We start from the raw sequence: 14,333 nt of genomic DNA, 5'->3' as shown, positions 1-14,333 counted from the left end.
TGGCCTGTAAGTGGCCTTGAACATGCCCGCATAAACCTGTGAGAGCTGGCTTGCCAGCGATGGCGATATCCCAGTCAATAAAAATATTGAATCTGATGGCCTCATCCCGGGCAAGCCCGCTCCCACAGGATCCGATTTATCTTTCAATGATGGCAGTGACGCCCTGGCCGCCCGCGGCGCAAATCGAAATCAGCCCCCGGCCCTTGCCCGCCGCATCCAGCAACTTCGCCAGATTCGCAACAATCCGCCCACCCGTCGCGGCAAACGGATGCCCCGCCGCCAGCGAACTGCCTTTGACATTAAGCCGGCTGCGGTCGATCGAACCCAACGGCGCATCCAGCCCCAGACGGGTTTTGCAGTATTCAGGATCGTCCCAGGCCTTGAGCGTGCACAAAACCTGCGCAGCGAACGCCTCATGAATTTCGTAGTAGTCGAAGTCCTGCAAGGTCAGCCCGTTACGCGCCAGCAACCGTGGCACTGCATAAACCGGCGCCATCAGCAGGCCCTCGGCACCATTGACGAAATCCACCGCCGCCGCTTCGCCGTCGCGCAGGTAAGCGAGAATCGGCAAGCCGCGCTCTTTCGCCCATTCCTCACTGCCGAGTAACACCACCGAAGCGCCATCGGTGAGCGGCGTGGAGTTGCCCGCCGTCAGCGTACCTTTTGCGCTTTTTTCGAAGGCCGGTTTCAGCGACGCGAGTTTTTCCAGGGTCAGGTCCGGGCGCAGATTGTTGTCGCGGGTCAGGCCGAGGAACGGCGTCATCAAATCGTTGTGCCAGCCTTCGCTGTAGGACGCGGCCAGTTTGTGATGGCTTTCCAGGGCCAGTTGATCCTGCTCTTCGCGGGGAATCTGCCAGGTCTGCGCCATCAGCTCACAGTGCTGGCCCATCGACAGGCCGGTGCGCGCTTCGCCATTGCGCGGGAATTCCGGGATCAGGTGCTGGGGGCGCAGTTGCAGGAAAGTTTTGAGTTTGTCGCCGGTGGTCTTGGCGCGGTTGGCTTGCAGGAGGATCTTGCGCAAACCCTCGCTGACGCTGATCGGCGCGTCCGAGGTAGTGTCGACGCCGCCAGCAATGCCACTGTCGATCTGGCCAAGGGCGATTTTGTTCGCCACCAGCAGCGCCGCTTCCAGGCCGGTGCCGCAGGCTTGCTGGATGTCATAGGCCGGGGTGGTCGGAGACAGGCGCGAGCCAAGTACGCATTCGCGGGTCAGGTTCATATCCCGTGACAATTTAAGCACCGCGCCCGCCACGACCTCGCCGATGCGCTGGCCGTGCAGGTTGTAGCGTTCGATCAGGCCTTCGAGGGCGGCGGTGAGCATCGCCTGATTGCTGGCGGTAGCGTACGGTCCGTTGGAACGGGCGAAAGGGATACGGTTACCGCCGATGATCGCGACGCGGCGCAGCTGACTCATGAAAAGCTCCTTTTTAGATGTCCAGGTTCACATAGAACCCTGTGGGAGCTGGCTTGCCAGCGATGGGGCCGGCACATCCAACACCTTCAGTGGCAGACAGTCCGCCATCGCTGGCAAGCCAGCCCGCACAGGGTCAGTGGTCTACTCTGCTGTTCTAGCGTAGGCCTTATTGCGTGGATCGAACGATTGTTTGCCATTGGCAGTCCACACTTTGAACCCCAACATTTGGAGAGCGTTCCATGTCTGACCGCTATATCGACTTTGCCAACTCGTCCATCGGCCATCGTCTGGTCGGGGCTCTGGGCCTGCCGTCGCCGGTGCGACTGGAGCGCTGGCAGGCCGGACGCCTGCGGCCGGTGGAGGGTGCGCTGCTGATCGGCGGCGGGCCGCTGGCCGAGCGCGTCAGCGCCTTCGCCAATCGTTTGACCGAGGGGATTTACCGCTACGGCGAGCAACCGGCGAGCGCTACCGAATGGATTCCCGGCCTTGGCCCGAAACTCAAGGCTGTGGTGTTCGACGCCAGCGATCTGCAACAGACCGATCAGCTCAAACAGCTGCGCGAGTTCTTCCAGCCGCTGATGAAAAATCTTGAATCCAACGCCCACCTGGTGATCCTCGGTCGCGCCCCGGAAACCCTGAGCGATCCGTTCGCCGCCAGCGCACAACGGGCGCTGGAAGGGTTCTCCCGTTCGCTGGCCAAGGAGTTGCGCAGCGGTGGCACGCTGCAATTGATTTATGTCGGTGACGGTGCCGAAGATCAGCTGGAAGGCCCGCTGCGGTTTTTCCTTTCGCCGAAAAGTGCTTTCGTTTCCGGACAGGTGATTCGCCTGACCGCGTGCGCGACGCCGGTCACCGACTGGACGCGACCACTGGCCGGGCGCAAGGCGCTGGTCACCGGCGCAGCGCGCGGCATTGGCGCTTCGATTGCCGAGACCCTGGCACGCGATGGCGCCGAGGTCATCCTGCTCGACGTGCCGCCGGCCAAGACCGATCTTGAAGCCCTCGCCGCGCGCCTCGGCGGGCGCAGCATCACCCTCGACATCTGCGCGGAGGACGCTGCCACGCAACTGATCGAACAACTGCCGGACGGCCTCGACATTCTGGTGCACAACGCCGGGATCACTCGCGACAAGACCTTGGCCAACATGACTCCGGAATTCTGGGACGCGGTGCTGGCGGTCAACCTCAATGCGCCGCAAGTGCTGACCAAAGCCCTGCTCGACAGCGGCACGCTGAAAGACAACGCGCGGGTGATCCTGCTCGCCTCGATCAGCGGTATCGCCGGTAATCGCGGGCAAACCAACTACGCCGCGAGCAAGGCTGGCTTGATCGGCCTGGCCCAGGCGTGGGCGCCGACACTGCTGGAACGCGGCATCAGCATCAACGCCGTGGCGCCGGGATTTATCGAAACGCAGATGACCGCGCACATTCCTTTCGGCCTGCGTGAGGCCGGACGACGCATGAGTTCGCTGGGCCAGGGCGGCTTGCCGCAAGACGTCGCCGAGGCCGTGGCTTGGCTGGCGCAACCGGGCACCGGCGCGTTCACCGGGCAGGCGCTGCGGGTCTGTGGACAAAGTGTTCTGGGGGCTTAGGCATGAGCATCGAATGGCACACACTGGACCGCGAACCAAGCCTGACCGGGCTATATGCGCGGGCGGCGACGCGACGCAAGATCACTGGCACGCAACTGCCCGACAGCGGCTTGCGCTGCTGGGTCGACGTCGATGGCAAACGCCTGGCGGACTATCGCAAGGTCTGCGGTTTTACCGACGACGGTCTGCTGCCGCCGACTTATCCACACATCCTCGCGTTTGCCTTGCAGATGCAGTTGCTCACGGCGAAGGACTTTCCGTTTCCGCTGCTGGGCCTGATTCATTTGAGCAACCGCATTCGCGTGCTGCGGCCGATGGGCGCGATCAGTCGCGCGCAAGTCAGCGTGCGCGTGAATAATCTGCAAGCGCATCCCAAGGGCGCGACGTTCGATCTGCTGACCACGCTGGATGATCAGCTCGGGCCGTTGTGGGAAGCCGAAAGTCAGATGCTCTGTCGCGGGGTAAAACTTGACGGTGAAGCCGTCGAACAGCATTGGCAGCCATCGCAAGCGCTGACGGAAGTGGCCCATTGGAAGGCGCCGGCAGACATTGGCCGGCAATACGCCAAGGTGTCGGGAGACTACAACCCGATCCACCTGAGCGCGGCGAGCGCAAAGTTGTTCGGCTTTCCCACGGCCATCGCCCACGGCTTGTGGAACAAGGCCCGCACACTCGCGGCGCTGGCGGATCATTTACCCAAGGCCAATCTGGAGATCGCGGTGCACTTTCGCAAACCGGTGCGATTGCCGAGTGAGGTGACGTTGCTGGCCAGCGAAGCGGGATCCAGTGGCGAATTGCGGCTGGTGGGGGCGGGGGATCTGGAGCATATGGTGGGCAATTGGCAGCCGATTGCCTGAATCCAGAAGTGGGTGATGAAAACAGAATTTGTGTGAAGGAATCTCTGTGGTGAGGGGATTTATCCCCTCACCACAAAAGCTCCCTGTCACCACAAGGTTTTCAGCGCCCGGGAAATAGGGGCCGACCTGTAAATTGTGTATATATCACTTAAGTTTTTCCGCACCTTGACCACCTCTTCGACAAACACCTGGCCTTGATTCTCAAGGCTTTTTTTTGCGCGTCTATATCTTGGGTATTAGTCCTTAGGCGCTGCGCATCACCTTATATATAAAGGCGTTAATACCAACTTGAGAATGGCCTGGAACCTGCCCTTGGACTGAGATTGACACAACGGACGGAGGCATCACCGGCGATAGACCGGGGAGCCATCGAAGACAACGAACGTTGTAACAGGTGCAAGGAATCTCGATCATGAAAACTCAAGACGTGTGGTGCAAATCAGCAATCGCTCTGGCATTGATTCTCTCCCTCGGCCTCACCGGTTGCAGCAGTGGCGGTGGCGGCCATAAAAGCAGTTCCGGGAGTTCTTCTCCCGCTAGCAGCGCAGGAACCGATGGCTCCGGCGGCACGGGTGGGACCGGTGGCACTGGCGGTACCGGTGGCACAGACGGCACTGCAGGCACTGGCGGTACGGGCGGAACGGGAGGCACCAATCCAACCAACCCGACTAATCCGACCAATCCGACCAACCCGACGGATCCAACCAATCCAACGAACCCGACTGATCCAACCAACCCGACCAATCCAACTACTCCGTCACTGGTAACCACCACCCTGGTGCAGGATGTGGGCAAAACCGTCAGCGGCGTCGGCGATGGCGTCGGTCAGATTGGCGACTCCCTGAGCACTGTGCCAGTGGTCGGTGGCGTGGTGCAGAGCGCGGCGAACACCGCCGGCAACGTCGTCAGCACGCTGGGCGATGGCATTGCCAATGGCGTCGGCAAACTGGCGACCGACCCTAAAGGCCTGACCACCACCGTGGCCTCGGTCGGCGGAGTTGTTACCGATGTCGGCAACGGCGTGTCCGACCTCAGCGGCAAACTGGCAACCGCCACCGGCAGCGTTCCCGTGGTCGGCGGCGTGGTCACCAAAGTGGCACCATTGCTCGACGGCGTTGGCGAGAAAGTCACCATGCTCGGCGATACCCTCGACACCACGCTGACCAATGGCCCAACCAGCCAATTGACCAATAAAGTCGGCGCCAGCCTGGTCCCGGTGATCGCCATGGTTGAAAGCACCACCGGCAAACTCGGCGCTACCACCGGCCTCGGTGATCCGCTCAAAGGCGTGATTTCGCAAGTCGGCGGCACCGTGAACGGTTTGGGCGGCAAGGTCACCGCTGCTGGCAATGGCAACGCCGTGACCAACACCCTCGGCGGTGCCGTGAGCAACGTCGGCACAGCGGTTGGCAAGGCGGGTGGGCTGGTGTCCAACGGCACCGGCTCAGGAACTGGTGGCGGTATCGGCGGTGGACTGGGTGGCGGCCTCGGCGGCACGGGTCTGTTGCAAACCGTGGGCGGCGCCGTGGTTAACGTCGGCACAGGCTTGAACGCTGGCAATACCAACGGCGTGGTCAGTGCCGGTGGTGTTGCCGCAGGCGGACTGGGTAACACCGTCGCTTCGCTGAACACCGTGCTCGGCGGTTCGGGCTCACCGATTACTGCAACGACTTCGCCACTGGCCACTGTCGGCGCCACCGTCGGTGCTGGTCTGAATCCGGTCACCAGCGCCGTCACCAACGTGACCCAGCAAGTCGGCGCCGCTACTGGTCTCGGCTCGCCAGTCGCCGCGCTCACAGGTCAAGTCGGCGGTGCGGTCAGCAATCTGGGTGGCGCGATTGCCGCCACCAACAACCCGGTTACCACAGCCGTCGGAGGTCTGGTCAACAACGTCGGTGGTACCGTTGCAGCGGTTGGCGGCCTGGTCAACGGCGGCACCGGAACCGCAACCGGCGGCGGCACCACGGGCGGTCTGGGCGGAGTACTCGGTGGCCTGACCGGCGCCCTGGGAGGCAACAAACGCTAAATTGCACCTGGCCGATTCGACGGCCTCACATACAGCGCCTACGCTTGGTTGAGGGCGGAAGATTCCCACGAGTCTTCCGCTTTTTTCTTAGGAGAACCCAGCCCTGTGCTGTGATCTGACCATGGAGTGTCCTATGCGCGTTATGGCATCCCTGCTGTGCCTCAGTCTCAGTTCCGCCGCCCTCGCCGACACCCTCCCCAGCTTTCTCAACAGCAACGAAACCATCCGTAATCTGCCCGTGCCGAATTTGCCGGCCGACGCCTATCGCCCGGCTGCCGCGCCGTTGCAGGTGCCAGACCCCGGCGCAACTGCCGCGCAACCGTTGATGATGAGCACCAAGGTCAATCTCAAAACCGTGCAGATCGAGGGCGGCACGATCTATCCGCTGAACGAGTTGGCCGACAATTACAAACCACTTATCGGCCACGAAACCAGCCTCGCCGAGCTGATCGAAGCGACGCGCAACATCACCCGGCGCTATCAGCAGGACGGCTACCTGCTGTCCTACGCCTTTTTACCGCAACAGAACTTCGACGACGGCGTCGCCCGCGTCGTACTGGTCGAAGGTTACGTGCGGGATGTGCAGATGCAGGGTGATGTCGGCAGGGTCAAAGGCCTGCTCGACAAACTGGCGGCGAAAATCCAGGCCGAGCGGCCGCTGACCCGCAAGACGTTCGAGCGCTATACCACGTTGATGACGCGCATCCCCGGCGTGACGATCCAGGCACAAGTACCGCCGCCGGGCACCACCGATGGCGCCACAACGCTGGTCGCGCAAGCCAGCCGCAAACCGTTCACCAGCACGCTGAGCACCACTGAAGACAACCGCAACGGCACGCAAGCTTTACTCGGCGTGAGCAGCAATTCGCAGACGTCCATGGGCGAGCAATTGAGCCTCAGCGGTCTGTTTCCGCCGGGTGACGACAAAGAACATTACTACCGCCTCGACTACAGCCAGTTCCTCGATAGCGAAGGTACGCAACTGGCCCTTTCCGCCTCCCGCTACCGTGCCGACCCCGGCACCAATGTGCTGCTCGACAATGGCCTGCAACTCAAACCGCATCGGGAGAACGACCGTTATTCGATCGGCTTCACCCTCCCCCTGATCGCGGCTTCCAACGAACTGCTGACCGCCGGATCGCGGCTGTACGCGGTCAATGACAAGACTCGCTACAACGTCATCGGTTACCCGCTGAGCGTCGAAGAACGCACCGACATCCGCGCCCTCGCTTTCGAGAGCGATTGGCGCAAGGCCGATGCCCGGCAATTGCGGATTCTCAGCGGTGGCGTGTACCAGGGCCTGGACAGCATGGGCGCGAAGACCAACAACAACGCCATCGACCTCGACTTCTTCCGGGTGCGCCTGTCCGGCGTGCAGAGCGACAAGTTCTTCGACAACTGGCAAGGCGTGCTGTCGGCCGCGTTGTACTGGAGCGACGACACCCTCCCGGACAGCGAACGCGCAGTGTTCGGCGGGCAGAATTTCGGGCGCGGTTATCCCGATGATCAGGCGTCGGGCGACAAGGGCTGGGGGGTGGCTTACGAGGTCAACTACAGTTTCAATCGCGACGGCAACTGGGTGCGCATCCTGCAACCGTACGTGGTGCTCGATCGTTCGCGCAGTTGGTTCAATGAATTGCCGGTGCAGGCCAACAACTTGTCGTCGGCGGCGGTGGGTTTGAGATTCGGCGACGCCAAGTACTACAACATTGCGCTGGAAGCGGCGAAGGCGATGTCGGATGAAGCGCTGGACACGTTCAATCGGCGGACGCGGTACAGCATCAGCTTCAGTTATCAGCTGTAGGGGTGTCAGATAAATCTGTTGAGCTGACAGACCGCCATCGCTGGCAAGCCAGCTCCCACAGGTTGGAACGTATTCCAAATGTGGGAGCTGGCTTGCCAGCGATGAACGATCACGCGGTTATCTGATGGATCAGAACGCGTAACGCACCTTCGCCGTGAAACCATCGGAATCAAATCCGCTGGCCGTCACGTAGTTGTAGGCACCGCCGACACTCCACGCGCCCATCCGGTAGTTCGCGCCCAGGCCCAGTTCATAGCTGTCACGCACTGGCGTGGTGCCGCGGCTGGTGAACGAATCGCCGCCCTGTACAAACGAAGATTGAGTAGCAACCTTGTCGCCAATCACGTCGTGCCAGGCCATCAGTTTCGCTTCAGGCTCAAGACTGCCTGCGCCGACTGCAAACGCAGCAGCCAGACGCGCGCCCATGCCCAACTCACCGACTTCGTAACGCTGGCTGCCGACATTCAGCGAGGCGGCGCTGCCTTTCTCGCGATACGCATCCATGCCCACGTTGGCGTAACGTGCGCCGACTTGCGGCTCCAGCACGACATCCGGCATCAGACGCAGGCTGTAACCGGCCAGGGCACTGACGCCAAACACATCACTGTCGTAATCACCCTTGGCGCGGGTGCCGGCGATGTAGCGCTTGGACTCGTTGTCGTTCCAGCCGTACATCAACGAGGTGTCGACGAACCAGTTGTCATGCACCCAGTTGCCGTAGACCGTCAGCGCGTGACCGGTGACTTTGGTCTTGCTGCCCAGGTCGGATTTCACGTCGGTATCGAGGTAGCTGTAAGCCAGGCCCAGCGTCGTGTCTGCGTTCAACTGGCCGTCGGCACCCACGGCAATCCCGTGGCTGTCGGCGTCATAACCCGACACACCGCGGCGCTCGTCCTGATTGGCATCGCTGCTCAGGGCTTGCAGCCACACGCCTTTTTCCGGCGAGCCGATTGCGTTGCGCGCACGACTGGAGCGTTCGTTGATCACGCCGGAGACCAGCGTCTGGCTGTTGGTGGCGGCGTGCAGCACGCCTCGGCTGACATCCGGGCTGAGGGACTCGGACAGACGCGCCAGTTGCGCATCGGTGCTGGCATTGGCGAAGGTCTGGAACACCGGATCCTGCTCGTCGATGCGTGACATCAGGCTGGTCAAATGTCCTGCCGCCGTTGCAGCGTTGTGGCTGCCACCGGCATCAAGCGTGTTTTCCGTCACCACTTCCTGCGACTTGGTGCTGACCAATGCCTTGATGTCGTTGCCTTCGACGCCATAGCTTTTTACATAGAGCAGCGCGGAGGTCGACTCGACGGCGAGGTTTTCCCCACCGACGAGATTGCCCGAACTGATCAAGGTGTATCGGTTGCCGGCGGCGGCGGTGCGGAAATCGCTGGAGCGCGCCTGCAACTGCAGGTGTCCGCCCGGTGCGATGTCGGTGGTGCCGCTGACCGTCAGAATCGGCCGGTTGATATCGGTGTCATTGCCGACCGACATCGCGATATTCGATTCGGCGTCTTCCATGTCCAGATTGCCGATGATCGTGGTGTGAGGCTGCACCAGATTCAACGTGGCCTTTTGAATGGCCACGTAACCGGACTTGATCAGCGAACCATCGAAGTCGACTTCGCCATCGACCGCCATCCCGGACAGGCCGAGCAAATTGCCTTTGATGTCGCCGCCCCACCAGTACAAATAACTGCGCCCATCGTCCACCTGGATGGCAGCCGTTCGGCCTTCGACCAGTCCCCCGCCGAGGGTGATATTGAACGAGCCTTGCGCGGCCGGCTGATTGCTCACATGGATGCCAATGCTTTCGCCGGAAATGGTGCCCATGTTGAAAATGCTGTCGGTACTGTCACTCGCCCTCGGCACAAACGCTGCGCCGTTCAATGACAGCCCTTCTGCGCCATTGCCGGTGGCCTTGATCGTCTTGACGTTGTAGATCGACGCTGATTGCCGGGTGTTTTCCATGTAAATGCCACGGGCATTGTTACCACTGACGATGATGTTGCCACCGAGGTCATTGTTCACACCGTCGCCGATGGTCGTGCCGATCAGCGAAATCCCTGTGGCGTTATTGCCGGTGACGGTGATAGTGCCTCTGTTGAGCAGGTGACGCGTGATCGGCATGTCCTTTAGCGCGATACCGGTCGAATCACCACTGTCGGCCAGACCATTGACGGTGATCGAGCCCTCGTGAATGAGGTTCGAACCGAGTCCGACCCAGGAAATACCCGCTGACTTTATGTCGATCCCGACACCGTGGGTGGCACCATCAATGGCGATCGCAGCCTTGTTGGTCATCTCGACATTGACCCGCGATCCGGAAAACTGCGCGGCGCTGGTCATGGCCGACGGCGAAGTCTCCACAACGTTTATCGAGCCGACGAGATTGAGGAAGTCATACGTTTTCCTGACGCTGACCAATGGCCCGCCACTCAGATCGTAATTGAGCGTGGCGGCCAACGCAGTCGGGGCGTTGAAAGTGGCAGCAGCAACGGAAAGCGCCAATAACGAGCGGCGCAGGCAAGAAGTGTTCACGCGAGATTCCCTTCCAAAACAGCAAATACGGTTTCAGCAGGGTTCACGCATTCACTTTGGCATCCCTACCGGCCCACCAGTTCATCTGATCCGGGCGCGGCGCAATCTACACGAGCCATCATTTCGACACCATTAAAATGTCAACGTGATGGCGTCAATTTTTCGATAGCCCACTGCGGCGGCTCCGACGCAGAACGGACAGGCAACAAGTTTGGGGATGGCTGAAAGGGCCTCATCGCTGGCAAGCCAGCTCCCACAGGTTTTCCATCAGTCTTGAATCAGCGCATGACCTTGTGGGAGCTGGCTCGCCAGCGATGAACGATAACGCGGTAAACCTGCGGATCAGGTCTGTGGGTCCACCCGGTCCAGCGCGCGGTTCACCGCCAGTTCGGCGAGCATGACAACCTGCTGGATGCCCAACACCGTGCTGCGCTGCGTGCCGCTCAGTTCATTGGCGAAGTTGCTGGTCGCCGCGCTGGCACTGGCCAGTGATTCGCAAGCGTGCGCGAGCAGGCTTTCGGTGTCGACACTCGGGTTGACGAGGAACATCGTGCTGGGTTGGCGGGGTTTGACGGGATTGGGGCAGAGGTAGAAATCGAGGGCGCGTTTGATGGCTTCGCGGTTTCTGGCCTGGTCCTCGGCGCGCAGGATTTCTTCGAGCGGGGTGGTGGTTTCGAGGGGTGGGTCGGGAATCAGTTTGTCCATGAAAAAGCTCCTACTTGGCTGTTGGAGCCACCTCCCGATCGTTTCCACACGATAAAAAGGTGGCAGCTGTACGCGGGGTGGAAAACCGATAAGTAGGCAACCGGCCAGACCGAAGTCTGCCCACGCACAGCCGCCGCGACGCAGTTTGCAGACGAACGAAGACGTCGGCAACGATTACGGTGCTGATGCAGTGCATCTACTTAGAATTCAGGTTTCCACACCCGATCGCTGAGAGGTCAGCGACCGCCCAAGACTAGTGAGCGCACGTCCGACGGACAACCTGAAAACCTTGTGGGACAGTTCCGGTAAATCCACACATATTTAAACAACTGATGATGGGGTGACTGGGCGGGCCTCATCGCGGGCAAGCCCGCTCCCACAGGGGTCGTGTGCAAATTCAAGACTGATGCAAATCCTGTGGCAACTGGCTCCCCAGGTTCATGTGCAAACCCAAGACTGATGCAAATCCCATGGCAGCTGGCTCCCCAGGTTCATTTGCAGATCCAAGATCTGATGCAAATCCCCTGGCAGCTGGCTCCCCAGGTTCATGTGCAAACCCAAGACTGATGCAAATCCTGTGGGAGCTGGCTTGCCAGCGATGAACGATGACGCGGTAAACCTGCTGAAAAACTGTCAGCCCCCGCCCCCCGAGCCACTGTCGACCTTGCCGCCCTGCTCCTGATCGAAAAACTGCGGGATCTCGTGCTGATAGCTTTTCAGCCAACGCTGCATGGTCAGTTCACGCTCGGTCGGCGTGGCCGTTTGCACTTTCGGCGAGGCGACTTTGTTGCGGCCCTGCAGTTGCAGCCAGCCTTCGGTTTCCTGTTGCTGGGCCGAGGCCGGGCCGGCGTCGATGGCGTGGCTGGTCAGCGGCAGTGCCAACAAGCCCAGACAAAACATCGCGGTTTTCATCACAGTTCTCCTGACTTGAGCATCGCCGTGACAGCGACGGTGGCGCGACTCGGCGACTTGAGTTTTTCCGCGCGGCTCTGGGCCTCACTGAATTGCGCCGGGCTCAGACCGAGACGGCTGACCAGTTCGGCGGCGCGGGTCCAGTCGTCCTGATAGAGCAACAGCGTGACCAGATTCAGCGCCGCCAGTTGATCGCTCTGCTTGAGCTCCATGGCGGTGAGGAATTCGAAACGTGCGTCTTCGATGCGCAACTGGTTGAGGTACACCACACCGAGGTCATTGCGGATTTTTTCGTCGGTCGGCGCCAACCGTGCGGCACGTTGCAGATGCGCCTGCGCCTGGCCGTAGTCGGATTTCGCCGCGGCGAGTTGGCCCAGACCATGCTCGGCCTCGGCGGCGAGGCAGGTGCCGAGCAGGCTGCGATACAGCGGTTCGGCCTCGCTGCGCCCGAGCAGGCGATAGACCTTGGCCTTGCGCAAACGCACATCGGCAAGGTTGTCCGGCAGGCTTTGCAGGTTGGCCAGGCTGGCGTGCAGCTTGCCGTCATTGGCCATGTCATCGGCCAGGTTCAGCGACAGCTGCTGATCGGAACTCAACTTGCCGCAACTGGCGCTGTTGGTCAGCGCCTCCCACGGGTTCTGCCCGGTATTGGCGCAGCCACCGAGCATCAACAAACACAAGCCTGCAATCATTGCTTTCATCACCACTCCTTCATGCACCCAACGCTTTCGCCAGGGCAGTGAAGCCCGGGCCGGCGAGGACAATCAATAACGCCGGGAAGAGAAACAGCATCATCACGACGGACATTTTCGCGGACATCTTCGAGATGTATTCCTGCAGACGCGTCAGGCGTCGGTCATCGAGCAATTGCTTGAGCGACAGCAGCGACTTCATTGCGCCGCCGCCCTGATGCAGCAGTTGCTGGAGGATCACGCAGGTGTCGGTGAACTCATCCACCGCCAGCAATTGCGTGGCCTTGTTCAGTTCTTCGCCCAGTTCAAGACCCGAGTCGACACGCGCCAGCACCAGACGCAGCTCCTGAGTCAGCACCGGCAGCAAAGCCTGACCCTCATGGCTGAGGACACGTAATGCCTGCTCCACGGCCATGCCGGATTCGAAGAGGATGCGCAGCAGCGGAATGAATGTACCGATCTCGGTCGCCAGTTGTTTCTGCCGTCGGGCGACCGCAATCACCAGCAGTCGCTTGGGCAACAGATAGCCGACGCCGAGGGCGAACAACGGCGCGATCCACTGCTTTTCCACGGCCGGGAAAAACACCGATTGCAGCAACACCGTCAGCGCCAGCAGCAATAACGGTGAGCCGATCTGGCAGGCAGCGAACAACGAACGCTGGCGCGCGCTGCGCCAGCCCAGACGGTTGAGCAGGGCCTGGGTTTCATTGTCGAGTTTGACGCTGCGCTGGCCGACCTTGCTGTCGCCGAGCACTTGCAGCAGATTGCCGAAACGGTTTTCCCGCAGCAGGTCGCCCTCCAGTCGACGGCTGACTTGCCGGGTGCGGCGGCGCTGCTCCAACAGGCTGACCAGCAGCAACAGCGCGGCGCCGAGCAACAGCACGGCGCTGATCATCAGGGGCGTGGTCATAGGCTGCGCAGCATCCGCCAGAGTAGAAGACTGCCGATCACCTGCATGCCGAACGCCGTGGCCAGCATTCGCTGCCCGGACGGGTCGTGCCACATGGCGACCAGATAAATCGGATTGGCCATCAGGAAGTACCCGGCCATGATGATCGGCAACAAACCCAGCACCCAGGCCGTGAGGCGGGTTTCACCGGTCATGGCGCGTAATTGGCGGGAGGCCTGATCACGCTCGCGGATCATCTTGATGAGGTTTTCCAGCAACTCGCTGGCGTTGCCGCCGTAGCGATGATTGACCTTGAGACCGAGGGCAAACAGGCGAAACTCATCACGCTCGTACAGCTCGGCCAGATCCGACGCGGCGTCCGGCAGGCTCACGCCCAACTGCACGTTACGCTGGACCCGGCCCATGGCGTCTTTGAGCGGATATTCGCTGGCCTCGATGCCACCCAGCACCGCATCGGCGAGGGTGCGCCCGGACTTCAAACTGCGCACGGTGTGATCGAGCAATTGCGGCAGTTGCTCGATCATGCGCCGCAACCGGCGCTGGTAGCGCCAACTGACATACACGCGCAATGCCAGCGGTGGCAGCACGAGCAGCACCAGCAGACCGATCCACCCCGCCAAGGCAAAACCGATGAGCACCGCGAAACCCCAGAGCAGCAGCCAGACACCGATGCGCTCGGTCGGCCGGCCCAGTCCGGCGCGCAAAAAGGCGCGTTCAAGACCGGCCCAGCGCGGCGAATCCGCGGTCAGTTGGGGTTGCCCCTGATTAAGCCGATCAAGCACCCGCTCGGCACCGCCCTGACGCCAGCCGGTGTAAAACATCCGCAGCGACAGCCCGAGCAAGGCCAGACAAATCACGATCAGCAACAGCGGTTTGAGCATGCCGT

General features: G+C 61.3%; 11 protein-coding genes. 4 read left to right on the top strand and 7 right to left on the bottom strand.

Annotated features, from left to right (window positions below; all coding sequences use genetic code 11):
• Positions 1-136: 136 nt before the first annotated feature.
• Positions 137-1,414, bottom strand: coding sequence for an acetyl-CoA C-acetyltransferase (locus tag KI231_RS03520; RefSeq protein WP_213027456.1), 1,278 nt, complete (start codon positions 1,412-1,414; stop codon positions 137-139).
• 239 nt (positions 1,415-1,653) lie between these two features.
• Between KI231_RS03520 and KI231_RS03515 the strand changes: the two genes are divergently transcribed.
• The 4 genes from KI231_RS03515 (at position 1,654) to KI231_RS03500 (ending at position 7,693) form a co-directional block, all read left to right on the top strand.
• The gene (locus KI231_RS03515) at positions 1,654-3,006 is read left to right on the top strand and encodes a 3-oxoacyl-ACP reductase (protein WP_213027455.1); all 1,353 of its coding nucleotides are present in this window, start codon (positions 1,654-1,656) and stop codon (positions 3,004-3,006) included.
• 2 nt (positions 3,007-3,008) lie between these two features.
• On the top strand, positions 3,009-3,863 hold the full coding sequence (locus KI231_RS03510) for a MaoC family dehydratase (protein ID WP_103306283.1): 855 nt from the start codon (positions 3,009-3,011) through the stop codon (positions 3,861-3,863).
• Positions 3,864-4,275: 412 nt separating this feature from the next.
• Positions 4,276-5,889 (top strand): collagen-like triple helix repeat-containing protein, encoded by a 1,614-nt coding sequence (locus KI231_RS03505; RefSeq protein ID WP_213027454.1) that lies wholly within the window; start codon positions 4,276-4,278, stop codon positions 5,887-5,889.
• 133 nt (positions 5,890-6,022) lie between these two features.
• Complete coding sequence (locus KI231_RS03500) at positions 6,023-7,693, top strand: ShlB/FhaC/HecB family hemolysin secretion/activation protein (protein WP_103306285.1); 1,671 nt, start codon at positions 6,023-6,025, stop codon at positions 7,691-7,693.
• A gap of 129 nt (positions 7,694-7,822) precedes the next feature.
• On the opposite strand, the gene KI231_RS03495 is transcribed toward KI231_RS03500, so the two are convergent.
• From KI231_RS03495 to KI231_RS03470, 6 genes are all read right to left on the bottom strand, one after another.
• Positions 7,823-10,228: an autotransporter family protein gene (locus KI231_RS03495; RefSeq protein ID WP_213027453.1), complete on the bottom strand. Its 2,406-nt coding sequence runs from the start codon at positions 10,226-10,228 to the stop codon at positions 7,823-7,825.
• Positions 10,229-10,570: 342 nt separating this feature from the next.
• Positions 10,571-10,933, bottom strand: a complete 363-nt coding sequence (locus KI231_RS03490; RefSeq protein WP_103306288.1) for a DUF6124 family protein — start codon at positions 10,931-10,933, stop codon at positions 10,571-10,573.
• A gap of 633 nt (positions 10,934-11,566) precedes the next feature.
• Positions 11,567-11,845 (bottom strand): DUF3613 domain-containing protein, encoded by a 279-nt coding sequence (locus KI231_RS03485; RefSeq protein WP_213027452.1) that lies wholly within the window; start codon positions 11,843-11,845, stop codon positions 11,567-11,569.
• Positions 11,845-12,546 (bottom strand): tetratricopeptide repeat protein, encoded by a 702-nt coding sequence (locus KI231_RS03480; protein WP_213027451.1) that lies wholly within the window; start codon positions 12,544-12,546, stop codon positions 11,845-11,847. The genes KI231_RS03485 and KI231_RS03480 overlap by 1 nt, the downstream gene beginning before the upstream one ends.
• A 10-nt stretch (positions 12,547-12,556) precedes the next feature.
• Complete coding sequence (locus KI231_RS03475; RefSeq protein ID WP_213027450.1) at positions 12,557-13,447, bottom strand: type II secretion system F family protein; 891 nt, start codon at positions 13,445-13,447, stop codon at positions 12,557-12,559.
• A complete protein-coding gene (locus KI231_RS03470) occupies positions 13,444-14,328 on the bottom strand; it encodes a type II secretion system F family protein (protein ID WP_103306292.1) in 885 nt (294 codons plus the stop codon). Before KI231_RS03470 ends, KI231_RS03475 begins: the two co-directional genes overlap by 4 nt.
• Positions 14,329-14,333: the final 5 nt, after the last annotated feature.

This window comes from Pseudomonas sp. Seg1 (genome assembly GCF_018326005.1).
Taxonomy (GTDB): Bacteria; Pseudomonadota; Gammaproteobacteria; order Pseudomonadales; family Pseudomonadaceae; genus Aquipseudomonas.
The sequence above is the reverse complement of the archived record's forward strand: the minus strand, read 5'-3'. Positions and strand labels throughout refer to the sequence as shown.